The sequence below is a fragment of the Pectobacterium brasiliense genome, from assembly GCF_013449685.1.
Classification (GTDB): domain Bacteria; phylum Pseudomonadota; class Gammaproteobacteria; order Enterobacterales; family Enterobacteriaceae; genus Pectobacterium; species Pectobacterium brasiliense_A.
In genome coordinates this window covers 20,320-34,491 of sequence record NZ_JACDSF010000012.1, presented here as the reverse complement: position 1 = coordinate 34,491, position 14,172 = coordinate 20,320, and the positions used below count along the sequence as shown (strand labels likewise).

13 protein-coding genes are annotated in these 14,172 nt (G+C 50.9%); 6 read left to right on the top strand and 7 right to left on the bottom strand.

Features of this window, described 5'->3' with window-relative positions; translation table 11 throughout:
• Positions 1–240 precede the first annotated feature (240 nt).
• Positions 241–1,683, top strand: a complete 1,443-nt coding sequence (pyk, locus tag H0248_RS04995; protein ID WP_014915164.1) for a pyruvate kinase — start codon at positions 241–243, stop codon at positions 1,681–1,683.
• A gap of 153 nt (positions 1,684–1,836) precedes the next feature.
• On the opposite strand, the gene lpxM is transcribed toward pyk, so the two are convergent.
• The 3 genes from lpxM to znuA all read right to left on the bottom strand — a co-directional run bounded on the left by lpxM (position 1,837) and on the right by znuA (position 5,332).
• On the bottom strand, positions 1,837–2,808 hold the full coding sequence (gene lpxM / locus H0248_RS04990; RefSeq protein WP_180784988.1) for a lauroyl-Kdo(2)-lipid IV(A) myristoyltransferase: 972 nt from the start codon (positions 2,806–2,808) through the stop codon (positions 1,837–1,839).
• Positions 2,809–2,995: 187 nt separating this feature from the next.
• Entirely contained in the window at positions 2,996–4,318 is a 1,323-nt protein-coding gene (mepM, locus tag H0248_RS04985; protein ID WP_180784987.1) for a murein DD-endopeptidase MepM, read from the bottom strand.
• A gap of 12 nt (positions 4,319–4,330) precedes the next feature.
• Positions 4,331–5,332, bottom strand: coding sequence for a zinc ABC transporter substrate-binding protein ZnuA (gene znuA / locus H0248_RS04980; protein WP_180784986.1), 1,002 nt, complete (start codon positions 5,330–5,332; stop codon positions 4,331–4,333).
• A gap of 76 nt (positions 5,333–5,408) precedes the next feature.
• Here znuA and znuC point away from each other — a divergent pair, with 76 nt between their 5' ends.
• Together znuC and znuB are read left to right on the top strand one after the other, a co-directional pair.
• Entirely contained in the window at positions 5,409–6,167 is a 759-nt protein-coding gene (gene znuC / locus H0248_RS04975) for a zinc ABC transporter ATP-binding protein ZnuC (RefSeq protein WP_010275871.1), read from the top strand.
• The gene (gene znuB, locus H0248_RS04970) at positions 6,164–6,949 is read left to right on the top strand and encodes a zinc ABC transporter permease subunit ZnuB (RefSeq protein ID WP_180784985.1); all 786 of its coding nucleotides are present in this window, start codon (positions 6,164–6,166) and stop codon (positions 6,947–6,949) included. Before znuC ends, znuB begins: the two co-directional genes overlap by 4 nt.
• Before the next feature lie 76 nt (positions 6,950–7,025).
• Here the strand turns inward: znuB and H0248_RS04965 are convergent, their stop codons facing one another.
• Positions 7,026–7,985 (bottom strand): LacI family DNA-binding transcriptional regulator, encoded by a 960-nt coding sequence (locus tag H0248_RS04965; RefSeq protein WP_180785041.1) that lies wholly within the window; start codon positions 7,983–7,985, stop codon positions 7,026–7,028.
• Between the two features lie 461 nt (positions 7,986–8,446).
• Between H0248_RS04965 and H0248_RS04960 the strand changes: the two genes are divergently transcribed.
• From H0248_RS04960 to H0248_RS04950, 3 genes are all read left to right on the top strand, one after another.
• Complete coding sequence (locus tag H0248_RS04960) at positions 8,447–9,775, top strand: PTS sugar transporter subunit IIC (protein ID WP_180784984.1); 1,329 nt, start codon at positions 8,447–8,449, stop codon at positions 9,773–9,775.
• Between the two features lie 165 nt (positions 9,776–9,940).
• On the top strand, positions 9,941–10,246 hold the full coding sequence (locus tag H0248_RS04955; protein ID WP_180785040.1) for a PTS lactose/cellobiose transporter subunit IIA: 306 nt from the start codon (positions 9,941–9,943) through the stop codon (positions 10,244–10,246).
• Between the two features lie 164 nt (positions 10,247–10,410).
• Positions 10,411–11,790: a carbohydrate porin gene (locus tag H0248_RS04950; RefSeq protein ID WP_180784983.1), complete on the top strand. Its 1,380-nt coding sequence runs from the start codon at positions 10,411–10,413 to the stop codon at positions 11,788–11,790.
• A 76-nt stretch (positions 11,791–11,866) separates the two neighbouring features.
• Here the strand turns inward: H0248_RS04950 and ruvB are convergent, their stop codons facing one another.
• From ruvB to ruvC, 3 genes are all read right to left on the bottom strand, one after another.
• Entirely contained in the window at positions 11,867–12,877 is a 1,011-nt protein-coding gene (gene ruvB / locus H0248_RS04945; RefSeq protein ID WP_180784982.1) for a Holliday junction branch migration DNA helicase RuvB, read from the bottom strand.
• Positions 12,878–12,884: 7 nt separating this feature from the next.
• Entirely contained in the window at positions 12,885–13,502 is a 618-nt protein-coding gene (gene ruvA, locus H0248_RS04940) for a Holliday junction branch migration protein RuvA (protein ID WP_010275892.1), read from the bottom strand.
• Positions 13,503–13,593: 91 nt separating this feature from the next.
• Complete coding sequence (gene ruvC, locus H0248_RS04935) at positions 13,594–14,115, bottom strand: crossover junction endodeoxyribonuclease RuvC (protein WP_180784981.1); 522 nt, start codon at positions 14,113–14,115, stop codon at positions 13,594–13,596.
• Positions 14,116–14,172: the final 57 nt, after the last annotated feature.

The window sequence follows — 14,172 nt, the reverse complement described above, 5'->3', positions numbered from 1 at the left end:
GCAACTTGAAGTATGACGGGTAATGAAAAATGAGCGGTATCATCAACCTGTTTCATCTTGATATGGTCACAGACTACAGGCATGGAAAGATGGCAGGGATTACCTGTACAGTATGATAATCAGACTCAACACAATGTTCGGATAACGCAGGTGAAATAGTTTTGTTGTAAAGTGACATTTTACACCGTTATTCGACGCTTAATCGCAACACTACAGCTTCACAAGTGAACGGAGTTATACATGTCCAGACGGCTCAGAAGAACCAAAATTGTCACCACCCTGGGGCCCGCTACCGACCGTGATAATAATCTCGAAAAGATTATCAGTGCGGGCGCGAACGTAGTACGCATGAATTTTTCTCACGGCACACCAGAAGATCATCTATTACGTGCCAACAAAGTTCGTGAAATTGCGGCTAAATTAGGCCGCCATGTTGCCATTCTTGGCGATCTACAGGGTCCCAAAATTCGTGTTTCTACCTTCAAAGAAGGTAAAATTTTCCTGAATATCGGCGACAAATTCTTGCTGGATGCCAACTTAGCGAAAGGCGAAGGCGATAAAGAAAAAGTCGGAATCGATTACAAAGGCTTGCCGAGCGACGTGGTACCGGGCGATATCCTGTTACTGGATGATGGCCGAGTGCAGTTGAAAGTCCTTCAGGTTGAAGGTCTGAAAGTGTATACCGAAGTCACCGTTGGCGGTCCGCTGTCCAACAATAAAGGCATTAACAAACTCGGCGGCGGTCTGTCTGCCGAAGCCCTGACGGAAAAAGATAAAGCCGACATTATTACTGCCGCAAAAATTGGCGTCGACTATCTGGCCGTCTCTTTCCCTCGTACCGGTGAAGATCTCAACTACGCACGTCGCCTCGCGCGTGATGCGGGTTGTCACGCCAAGATCGTATCAAAAGTTGAACGCGCGGAAGCCGTCTGTTCAGATGCCGCAATGGATGACATTATTCTGGCTTCCGACGTGGTAATGGTGGCGAGGGGCGATCTGGGCGTTGAAATCGGCGACCCAGAGCTGGTGGGGATTCAGAAGAAATTGATCCGTCGCGCCCGTCAGTTGAACCGTGCGGTCATTACCGCTACGCAGATGATGGAATCGATGATCACCAACCCGATGCCAACGCGTGCAGAGGTGATGGACGTCGCTAACGCTGTGTTGGATGGCACCGATGCCGTGATGTTGTCAGCAGAAACCGCGGCGGGCCAATATCCGGCTGAAACCGTTGCGGCTATGGCGAAAGTGTGTTTAGGCGCGGAGAAGATCCCAAGCATCAATGTTTCCAAGCACCGCCTTGACGTACAGTTTGATAACACCGAAGAATCCATCGCGATGTCTTCCATGTACGCCGCCAACCACCTGAAAGGGGTAACAGCGCTGATCGCCATGACGGAATCGGGTCGTACCGCCCTGATGATGTCCCGTATCAGTTCCGGTCTGCCGATTTTCGCTATGTCTCGTCATGAGCACACGCTAAACCTGACCGCACTGTATCGTGGCGTTACTCCCGTGCATTTCGACAGCTACACGGACGGCGTTGCTGCCGCCAATGATGCAGTGATCCTGCTGCGCGATAAAGGATTCCTGATGTCTGGGGATCTGGTCATCGTCACACAGGGTGACATCATGGGTACAGTGGGCACCACCAACACGATCCGCATCCTGCGCGTGGAATAATCCTTGTCACAACCGTCCGCGGCTGAGTGAGCGGACGGTTGTGATAGCGCGAAGCGTTAGACCAAAAAAGTGTAATAGCAAAAAGCCGGACGATTTCTCGTCCGGCTTTTTTATCTCTGCGGCCTATCAGCCCACTGTTATCTACCGTATAGACTAGTCGCGGTATAAATCATCCCGACAGTACGGTTCAATTTCACCCGGCTTGCGGGTTTTTAGTAGTTTCAGAATCCAGGTGTACTGCTCAGGATTCGGTTTGACCAGAATTTCCACTTCTTCATTCATACGCCGTGCAATATATGCGTCATCTGCATCCGCCAAGTCATCCATCGGCGGGCGAATAAACACATCGAGGCAGCCGTCTTTAGCGTTATATACTGGGAACAACGGCACGATGTCAGCGCGACACACTTTCATCAGTCGTCCAACGGCAGGCAGCGTTGCCTTATAGGTCGCAAAGAAGTCAACGAATTCGCTGTGCTCTGCGCCATGATCCTGATCGGGCAGATAATAGCCCCAACACCCAGAGCGCACAGAGCTGATAAACGGTTTAATACCATCATTACGCGCATGGATGCGGCCACCAAAACGACGACGTAACCGATTCCACCAGTAATCCACCAGCGCATTCTTCTGGTTGTGAAACATGGCGGCCATACGCTGGCCGCGTGAGGTCAGCAGCATCGCGGGGATATCAACCCCCCAACCGTGCGGAACCAGAAAAATCACGTTCTTTTCTTGTTCCTTAATGCGATCCAGAATGTCTTCGCCATGCCAGCGAACGTATTTTTCGATTTTCTTCGGGTTACGAATTCCCACTTCCACCATCATGATCATCGACTGAGGAGCCGTCGTAAACATGTCATCGATGATAGCTTCGCGCTGTGCTTCCATTAATTCCGGCATGCAATACAGCAAATTAATGCGGGCACGGCGGCGTGCGCCTTTTGATATTCTCCCAACAAAACGCCCTAACCCACCCAGCACCGGATTTCTTAATCGCGCGGGAACATAGGCAGCGAGCGCCATCACACCAACGCCTAACCAAACGCCCCAATAGCGCGGATGAAAAAAGGCGCGTTGAAACTGGGGAACAAATTCAGCGTTCGATTTTTTTTCTTTTTCCATGCCTAAACTCTTCAGATCAATCAATAAACATAATCATCATTGCCGCGCGGCGTTTAGCAACACCGACAACAGTTACGCAAAAACACGTCTGCTCAATAATAAAAAATCAGGAACCGGTGCTCTATCACTTGTTCTATAAATGAAAATGCCGGCAGCAAGCCACCGGCATAACATGCAGTCAGTAGAATTAATCAAACTTAAGCTGCGGCACGACCTCTTTCACCTGCGCCAGATAATCACTACGCTCTTTACCCGCCAGCCCTTCAGAACGTGGCAGTTTAGCCGTTAACGGGTTTACTGCCTGCTGGTTGATCCAAAATTCGTAGTGCAGATGCGGGCCAGTAGAACGACCGGTGTTACCGGACAACCCGATACGATCGCCACGCTTCACTTTCTGGCCAGATTTTACCAATATACGATTCAAATGCATAAAGTGAGTCGTATACTGACGACCATGGCGGATGACGACATAGTTACCGGCCGCGCCACTGCGTTTCGCAATCACAACTTCACCGTCACCAACGGCCAGAACCGGTGTACCGACTGGCATAGCAAAATCGACACCTTTGTGCGGTGCAACACGCCCTGTCACTGGGTTTAAACGGCGCGGATTAAAGTTAGAGGAAACACGGAATTGTTTCATGGTCGGGAAACGCATAAAGCCACGCGTCAAACCGGAACCTTCACGATCGTAGAATTTACCGTCTTCTGCACGAATCGCGTAATAATCTTTGCCTCCGGTATTCAAGCGAACGCCGATCAGCTCACTCTGTTCACTTTTACCATCGAGTATTTCGCGTGACATCAAAACAGAAAACGTATCGTCCTTGCGTAGCTTACGGAAATCCAGTTGCCATTGTAGCGCTTTGATGACGTCACGAACTTCTGCACTGGTCAAACCGGCATTTTGCGCACTGCTGACAAAACTGCCCGTAACTCGACCATTCAGAACGCTATTGCGCCACTCGCCTTTCAGCATTTCAATGCGTTCTTTGAAATCGTCACCGACGCGCTCATAAATGCGCGTTTCACGGCGGGACATCTGCCAGGTCAGGCTTTGCAGGTCGCCATTTTCGCCCAGTGTCCATGAGATTTGCTGACCGATCTTCAGATTACGCAAATCTTTATTCTGCTCGGCGAGTTGGGTAACGTCCGCCATATCAATGCCGTACTGCGTCAAAATGCTGCTTAAGGTATCGCCCGTAGACACCACATACTCGTGCGAACTGCCTTCATCGGCAACTTTATCATCCAGTTCATCCTGTGGAATATCGTCATCTGGCGAGGGCTGGTCTATCGGTTCACTGGCTTCAGGTGTCAGCGTTCGCAGTTGGCTGGTTTCCAGATCGATATCTTTCACGATGACGGGAGCATCATCGACGTGGGGATAAACAAAAGGCCGCCAAACGGCAACGGCCAATGTCACAACGGTAAGCGACCCCAGCATGACACGATGGGGTCGAGGTAAGCTGTTATACGCCAGAGCGATAGTTCGGACTATCTGCTGCACTTATTCGTATCCTCATGATTTTTCCTCCAGACAGCTCACATACTGGTTCGATAGCTGCAACAAAAAATCGGCATAGCTATCTCTACCCAGTGCAATAGTGCTTCCCAATGGATCGAGCACACCCGAGCGCACGTCAGTTCCCTTGGCAACAGCATTAATAACGGCTGGTCTGAATTGTGGTTCAGCAAAAATACATACGGCTTTGTGCTCAACCAACTGTGTTCGTATTTGATGTAAACGCTGTGCTCCGGGTTGGATTTCGGGGTTAACTGTGAAGTGACCCAGGGGGCTTAACCCATAGTGTTTCTCAAAATAACCATAGGCATCATGAAACACGAAATACCCTTTACCCTGCACAGGCGCTAGCATCTTAACAATTTTTTCATCTGCTTGCCCGATTTTATCCGTGAAATAAAGCAGATTCGCGTCTAGTTTGTCCTTATTCTGAGGCATAAGTTCCAATAATTTTGCATGAATGGCAATTGCCGCCTGTTTTGTCATCTCCGGCGACAGCCAAATGTGCATATTGTACTCACCATGATGGTGGCCATCGTCGCCGTCATCATGGGCGGCATGGCTATGATCGTGCTCCTTTCCATGGTCATCATGCGCCTGGTCATGGTCATCCTCATGATCGTGTCCAGCTTCTTTTTCCAACCCAGATTTAATCGCTGGTAGCGCGGAAAGCGTAATCTGCTTTTCAGGTGAAACTTTCGCTAACGGCTTTGCGAGAAAGGCTTCCATTTCCGGCCCAACCCAAATCACCAGTTCTGCGGACTGTAAACGCTGGACATCAGACGGGCGCAAGGCATAATCGTGGGGCGATGCGCCATCAGGTAACAAAACCTCCGTTGGCGTCACGCCATCGGCAATAGCCGACGCAATGAATCCCAAAGGACGAATTGACGTAATGACCGCAGCGGATGCCGCGCTGATTGACATCCCGCTTGCGAGTAGCGCGCTGGCAACAAACACACTTTTTAACCATTTTTTTTGCTGAATAGATTGCTGCATGAAAGTCGATCCCATCGATTTTTATGGTGTTGTTTGTTATATTATAACGTTACATGAGTTATGCAAACCAAATTCTATGTCCACATTGGTATCACTTAATAATATTTCAGTGACATTTGGCAGCCGAAAAGTTCTGTCAGATATCTCTCTTACCTTGCAAGCAGGTCGAATTCTGACGCTGCTCGGGCCGAATGGCGCAGGGAAATCGACGCTGGTGCGCGTGGTATTGGGTCTACTGTCCCCCACCTCCGGTTCGCTGGTACGCGATCCCGCGTTGCGTATCGGCTACGTTCCGCAAAAGCTGCATCTGGATACTACCCTGCCCTTAACCGTCAGCCGTTTTATGCAACTGCGGCCCGGCGTAAAAAAGCAGGATATTTTACCGGCGCTTAAGCGGGTTCAGGCGGCTCATCTGCTGGAACAGCCGATGCAGAAACTTTCCGGTGGCGAAACCCAACGTGTGCTGTTGGCGCGCGCGCTGCTCAACCAGCCCCAACTACTGGTACTGGATGAGCCGACGCAGGGGGTCGACGTCAATGGGCAACTGGCGCTGTACGATCTGATTAACCAATTGCGGCAGGAATTCCACTGCGGCGTGTTGATGGTGTCACACGATCTCCATTTGGTAATGGCGAAAACCGATGAAGTCCTGTGCCTTAATCAACATGTTTGCTGCTCCGGCACGCCTGAGGTCGTTTCCCTTCATCCCGAATTTTTAGCGATGTTCGGTCACCGTGGCGCGGAGCAATTGGCGATTTACCGCCACCATCATAATCATCGTCACGATCTGCAAGGACGTATTATTTTGAAGCGACAAGGTGGAAACGACGCATGATAGAACTGCTGTTTCCCGGTTGGCTGGCGGGGATTTTGCTGGCGATTGCCGCAGGGCCGCTCGGCTCATTCGTCGTCTGGCGACGGATGTCTTACTTCGGCGACACGCTGGCGCACGCGTCGTTACTCGGCATCGCCTTCGGCCTGCTGCTGAACATCAACCTGTTTGCTGCCGTTATTGCCGTGACGCTCATTCTGGCGTTGGGGCTTGTCTGGCTGGAGCGACGGCCCTATCTGGCTATCGATACGTTACTCGGCATCATGGCACACAGCGCGCTGTCGCTTGGATTGGTAGTCGTCAGCCTGATGAATAACGTGCGCGTGGACTTGATGGCTTATCTGTTTGGCGATTTGCTCTCTGTCACAACAGAGGATCTGTGGGTGATCGCCGCAGGTGTCATCGTTGTGGTGGCCATTATCTGCTGGCAATGGCGCGCACTCCTTTCTATGACGATCAGCCCGGAGCTGGCGCACGTGGATGGTGTGAAGCTACAGCGCACCAAGCTGCTCTTGATGCTGACCACCGCGTTAACGATTGGTATCGCCATGAAATTTGTTGGTGCGCTGATCATTACGTCACTGCTGATTATTCCTGCGGCAAGCGCCAGACGCTTCGCACGAACGCCTGAACAAATGGCAAGCATCGCGATTATTGTAGGAATGATTGCCGTAACGGGCGGTTTGGCATTTTCAGCTGGCTACAATACGCCCGCTGGGCCGTCTGTGGTGCTGTGCGCATCGCTGCTGTTTATTGTCAGCCTGATTAAGCGACAACCCGCCTAGAGAATCAATAGCAAAAAGCCCTTCCGAATACGTGATTCAGAAGGGCTTTATAGTTTGAAGGCTGTACGAATAGCGTTTATTGCCGGTTAGCCATATCTGGAATAATTAAATCACCCCGCAAGACATACGATCCCAGCACATCCTGTGTTTTCTCATTAAGCCAAGACACGATTCTGGCCGCCACCGCATCCATCGAATATTCAATGGCCGGTATCGCCGGAATGCCCGGAATATCGAGAGACCCCGCCAGGCTGAATACCATGATGTCTTTTGGCACGGATTTGTTAAACGCCTGAAGCTGCGTAATAACCCGTTTGGCTTCCAGCTCATCCGCCACCAGAAGCGCATTGAAATTCAGCGTCGTACTGTTATTAAGCAACACTTGCAGTGCCACCGACGACGATGAAGATGCATCCATAAAGATCAGGTTGCGGTTGAACGGTAGGAAGTTATTTTCCAGCGCCCGCTTATACCCTAAAAGCACCTGATCCGCTGAGCTGCTGGCGGCGGGATTGATCAGCGCAATTTGCCGTCTTCCTTGTCGAATCAGGTAATTACACGCAGTTTCTATGGCGAAAGCGTGATCGAATTGCAGGCTATTCGTGGTATCCGTTTCCATGCAATCAATCAGAATAATGTTCTTATCGGCCAGATTCAGCGGAAAACGCGCGCCAATGATTAAAATGTCATCACACAGGCCGCTGGTCAGCTCATCAAGCACGTTCATCACTTCAGCCCTGCTGCTGGCAAAACGCAACAAGAGATGCTTTTGATGTCGGCTAAAGTGTTTTTCCAGCGCATAAAGGTAGCCGGTCGTCTGGTTGATGTTGTCCTGAGCACAAATGACGCCAATACATCCGGTTGATTGACTTAACAGCGATTGGGCGATGACATTCGGCCGATATTTAAGCTCATCAACCGCTTTTAACACCGCAAGGCGGCTTGCTTCCTTTACGCCGCGTGAACCACTCAACACACGGGAGACTGTGGCTTTAGACACCCCAGCTAAACGCGATACATCGTTGATTGTAGACATCATTTTCCCCTGGAAAACGCTAAATCTGACTCAAAACCCTGAATACCAACCGCGCATTGCGTTGCTTCGCATTATAACCGTTTCTATCCAGCATGGAAACCGATTATCCATTTAACATCCAATACGCATTTCTGCCAATAAGATGTGATGTAAATCTAATTAATACCGCCAGAAATCATTACATCTTGACGGTCATCACACTTCTCTTTTCTTTACATGGAAAACGGTTTCCATATGATATCCAATCATCTTAGCAATAACTTTTTACATTGTGCGTGGCGGAAAATGCGGTCCGCAGCGGAAGAAAGATAACAGGTATAGGCTCACGTTTATAAAAGACTGCCACACGCGACATTTCCATAAGAGTTTTAGATACAATGGGTTACGGCGCACAACGTGGCGATAACATACTTGGTGACGAGCTGTCGCTGCTACGGCGACACACGAAAAAAGGTGTTCACATGAGTTCCGTATATCAATCAATCATTGCCGCTATCGAACAATCGATTACCCCGCTGGCTGGGCGTTTAGGGCAACAAAAGTATGTGATCGCTATCCGCGATGGCTTTACCGCCGCACTACCTTTTATGATCATCGGCTCATTTATGCTGGTGTTTATTTTCCCTCCCTTTTCCGCCGATACCACTGTCGGATTCGCCCGTATCTGGCTCGATTTTTCTATCACCTATCGCGCACAGCTGATGCTGCCTTTCGAGCTGAGTATGGGGCTCATGACCTTTTTCATCTCCGTGGGTGTGGGTGCCAGTCTGGGACGACAGCTTAATCTCGATTCCGTCATGTCCGGTCTACTGGCGTTTATGGCTTTCCTGCTTGTCGCCGCGCCTTACGCCGATGACAAGCTTTCCACCGAGTATCTGTCAGGACAAGGGATCTTCACCGCCTTACTGACGTCTATCTATGCCACCCAAGTTTATGCAGCGCTAAAAAAGCACAACATTACTATTCGCTTACCGAAAGAAGTCCCGACGGGGGTCGCCCGCTCGTTTGAAATCCTCATTCCCGTGTTGGTGATTGTCGCAACGCTGCATCCGCTCAATCTCTTCATTGAAGCGCAAACAGGCATGATCATTCCCGAAGCGATTATGCACCTGCTGGCACCGCTGGTGTCTGCCTCAGACTCGCTGCCTGCCATTCTTCTGTCCGTGCTGCTGTGCCAGCTTTTCTGGTTTTCGGGGATCCACGGTTCGTTGATTGTCACGGGCATCATGAATCCATTCTGGATGACCAATCTGGCCGTGAATCAGGCCGCGCTGGCAGCCGGCGAAGTCTTACCACATATCTATTTACAGGGCTTTTGGGATCACTACTTGTTGATTGGCGGCGTCGGTTCGACGCTACCGCTGGCATTTCTGCTGTTACGCAGCAAGGTCACGCACTTGCGCACCATCGGCAGAATGGGTGTCGTACCCAGCTTCTTTAACATCAACGAGCCGATCATGTTCGGCGCGCCCATCATCATGAACCCAATACTGTTCCTCCCCTTTGTCTTCGTACCGATGGTTAACGCCGTGCTGGCTTACACCGCAACCAAGATGGGATGGCTGGCGCAGGTAGTGTCGTTGACGCCGTGGACAACACCGGCCCCCATTGGTGCATCGTGGGCTGCAAACTGGAGTTTCAGCCCGCTAATTATGTGCCTACTGTGCATGGTATTTTCCGCGCTGATGTATTTACCGTTCCTGCGGGCTTATGAACGCACATTAATGAAAACTGAGGAACAAAAAATACAGGGCGATCTGTCACTGACGAAAACAGTAAGCAGTAATTAATGGGGTTAATAAAAACAGTAATAGATATTAAATAGAAGAAAGAAAATAAAGCGTTCAGGGTCGGGTGTTTTTATTATTCACATCCACCGACCTAGACGACATTCAAGAACGCGGCATAGAAAATACATGCTGCGAATATTCGTTCACATAAAAATAGGTCATATGATGATTACATTAGAAGATGCAGTAATGGAAATTATCGTCAATGCTGGACAATCGCGTAGCCTGTGTTTTGAGGCGCTACACGCCGCGCGTAAAGGTAACATTGATGAAGCCAAGAATCTATTGAAGGAAGCCGATGATTACTCGCGAAAAGCCCACCATATGCAGACCCAGCTGATTGAGCAGGATGCGGGAGAAGCCAGACAGCCGATGACATTAATTATGGTGCATGCCCAAGACCATTTAATGACATCACTGCTTGCCCGCGAATTATCAGAAGAAATTATTCATCTTTACCAGAGACAATAGTCCATTTTAATACCCTTATAGGGAGGATCGATTACGTCAGTTATTTAATTAAACTGCACCTGTAAAAAATAACAATCACCTTGTTCTGAGCGCCGTACCATTATTCACGTCAATCAGAGCGGGATGGTTATTGTCTGAAAATAACTTACCGAATTGAGATGACGATGACAAATTCCAAAAAACTGCCCGTTACACTGGCGGTGCTGGCGGCCCTTTGCTCCGGTTCCGCATTCGCACAAGACGTTATTACTCAAGAGCAATTAGATCGTATCGTTGCTCAGGCCGTAGAAAAAGCGCTGGCTGAGCGTCAGGCAAAATTAGACGCGATTGCCAGTAAACAGGTCGACCCGCTGACCACGCCGGACGCCCCCAAGACACCTGACATGGCGATACCTTATGGCATCAACTTCACAGGCTATGCGCGTTATGGGGCGCAATTCCAGGGCGGCGACCAGAAATATGTTGCGGTTGACGGCTCCTATAATGGTGCCTCCGCGCTGGGGCGTCTGGGCAACGAAGGCAATGGCGGTGAATTCCAGCTTTCCAAGGCCTTCAAGAGTGACAACGGCGCAATCTGGGATGTCGTCGTGATGATCGACCATTGGGGCGACGAAGTTAACCTGAAAAAAGCCTATGCGGGCGTCACCAACCTTTTTGCTTCTCAGCCAAACGCTTATCTCTGGGCCGGACGTGATTTCCACCAGCGCCCACAGCAAGGTATTAACGACTACTTCTGGATGAACCATGACGGTCAGGGCGCGGGGATAAAGAACTTTGATCTCGGCGGTATTCAATTCGATGTCGCGGCCGTCGCGGCCGTGGAATCCTGTAACCCTGAAATAATCACGAATAATGCGAACCCTTCACGCATCAGCTGTACTGGCAGTTCTGGTACGGGTGATAAAGGCAATTACGCGCTGACGTCCAAAGTGCATGGCATCAAGCTGGGGCCGTTGGATCTCGCGCTGTACGCAAACTATGGTTTTGACTCGAAAGCAGTAGATAACGATGCGCGTCTGAAAGCCTGGCAAGGCGGCGCGGTCCTGAGCCACACGGGGAAAAATAGCCTCAATCAGTTTATCACTCGCTATTCGAACAATGCGGATAACAGCGTTTACAACAAAACCGACAACCTGAAAACCTTCTATGCCAGCTTTGAAGGCAAATACAAATTCACGCCGCAAACGCAGGTCGAATACCTGCTGGCCTACCACGACTACTCGAATGACTCAGCCAGTCAGGACGATCGTCGTAACTACAATGCCATCGTTCGCCCGATGTATTTCTGGAATGATGTGCATTCCACCTGGCTTGAAGCGGGCTACCAGCATGTAGATTACGGTCAGGGAGGTGATAACAAAGGGTGGAAACTGACGCTTTCCCAGAATGTCTCGATCGCCATGGGGCCGGAGTTCAGACCGATGCTGCGCTTCTATGTCACCGGCGGTGAAGTGGATAACAAGCACACCGCGCGGACAACAACCGGCGTCAACACGCAGTTGGATTCGTTCAACGTTGGGGCAATGTGGGAAGCCTGGTTCTAATCACATAAATTCAGGGAGACCGCGTGGTCTCCCTGAGTATGGAGAGCATTTCTTAAGCGATACGTTTTTTCACACGTTAACTTAACTCTTCACGCGTTAAGCCAAAATGACGATAGGCATGCTGCGTCGCCATTCGACCACGCGGCGTACGCTGAATGAACCCTTGCTGAATCAGAAACGGCTCCAGCACGTCTTCAATGGTTTCGCGCTCTTCGCCAATCGCTGCCGCTAAATTATCCAGCCCAACCGGGCCGCCCATGAATTTATCGATGATCGCCAACAGCAGCTTACGATCCATGTAGTCAAACCCTTCGGTATCCACCGCCAGCATATCCAGCGCCTGCGTCGCCACTGTTCCGGTAATCGCCCCTTCCGATTTAACTTCGGAGAAATCGCGCACCCGTCGCAATAGTCGGTTAGCAATACGCGGCGTCCCCCGCGCGCGCCGCGCCACTTCAAGCGCACCCTCGGAGGTCAGATCCAGCCCTAAACACTGTGCGCTGCGACCCACGATATACTGTAAATCCGCCACATTATAAAATTCCAAACGCTGCACAATACCAAAGCGATCACGCAGCGGCGAGGTTAACGACCCCGCACGCGTCGTTGCGCCAATCAACGTGAAAGGAGGAAGATCGAGTTTAATTGAGCGGGCAGCAGGCCCTTCACCGATCATGATATCCAACTGATAATCTTCCATCGCCGGATACAGCACTTCTTCCACCACGGGTGACAAGCGATGGATTTCATCGATGAACAGCACATCATGCGGTTCGAGATTGGTCAGCAGTGCGGCGAGGTCGCCGGCTTTTTCCAGCACCGGGCCCGACGTCGTGCGCATATTCACGCCCATCTCGTTAGCAACGATGTTCGCCAGCGTCGTTTTCCCCAGACCAGGAGGACCAAAAATGAGCAGATGATCCAGCGCATCCCCACGTTTGCGCGCAGCCTGGATAAAAATTTCCATCTGCTCGCGCACTTGCGGCTGCCCTACATATTCGGTCAGCAGCTTAGGTCGCATCGCGCGGTCGAGAAATTCTTCTTCGGGAACGGCGTCAGCGGAAATTAAACGATCGGCTTCTATCATGAATACCTCACAGCGCCGCGCGCAGTGCATCCCTGATCAGAGTTTCACAGTCAGCATCGGGACGCGCAATCTTGGAAATCATGCGGCTGGCTTCCTGTGGTTTATAGCCCAGCGCAACCAGTGCTGCTGCGGCTTCTGTTTCTGGATCGCTCACACGGCTGTCTGCGGCAGCGGGCGATGCCAGCGGAATATCGCTGACCGGATTGAACAGATCGCCGCTCAAGCCTTTGAAGCGATCCTTCATTTCAACAACTAATCTTTCCGCCGTTTTCTTACCAACGCCTGGCAGTTTAATCAACGCGCCAATTTCTTCGCGCTCAACCGCACTGACAAATTGCGTCGCGGACATCCCAGAGAGGATCGCCAGTGCCAGCTTCGGCCCGACGCCATTCACTTTAATCAGCTCACGGAATAGCGCCCTCTCCTGCTTATCATTAAAACCGAACAGCAGTTGCGCATCTTCGCGGACAACAAAATGGGTAAAGATGATCGCTTCCTGATTGAGTTCAGGGAGTTCGTAAAAGCACGTCATCGGCATATGGACTTCGTAACCCACGCCGTTAGCTTCTATCAGCACCTGCGGCGGCTGTTTTTCCAGAATAATGCCTCTGAGACGACCTATCACGTTGCACTTCCTTTTACGTAGGGAAAGAATGGCTTGAAGTATGACGAGTATATAACATAAAAAAGGCTGGATGAATATCCAGCCCCCTGTTTCAGCGCAGTCTTCCTGCCAGCGGGTTCACTTTCACCGCCGCGGTTCGCAGCAGGCTCTGGTTAAAGTGGCAGTGAGTAATGGCAATCGCCAGCGCGTCGGCGGCATCCGCCTGCGGACTGGCTGACAGTTTCAGCAGTGAGCGAACCATATGCTGCACCTGCTTTTTATCCGCCGCGCCCGTTCCGACCACGGTTTGTTTCACCAACCGCGCCGCGTACTCAAACACGGGCAGTTCCTGATTCACGCCCGCGACGATAGCCACACCGCGCGCCTGCCCCAGCTTCAAGGCTGAGTCTGGGTTTTTCGCCATGAACACCTGCTCAATCGCCATACAATCTGGACGAAATTGCGTAATGATTTCACTGACACCCGCGTATATCAGTTTAAGCCGCGTGGGCATATCATCCACCACGGTACGGATACAGCCGCTGCCGAGATACGTCAGATGACGTCCCTGCTGACGGATAATGCCATAACCCGTCACGCGCGAACCGGGGTCGATGCCTACTATTATTGTCATCGTGCCGCTCCGCCGATTCGCCCGTGTAGATAACTGTACTCGTCATACTTCAAGTTA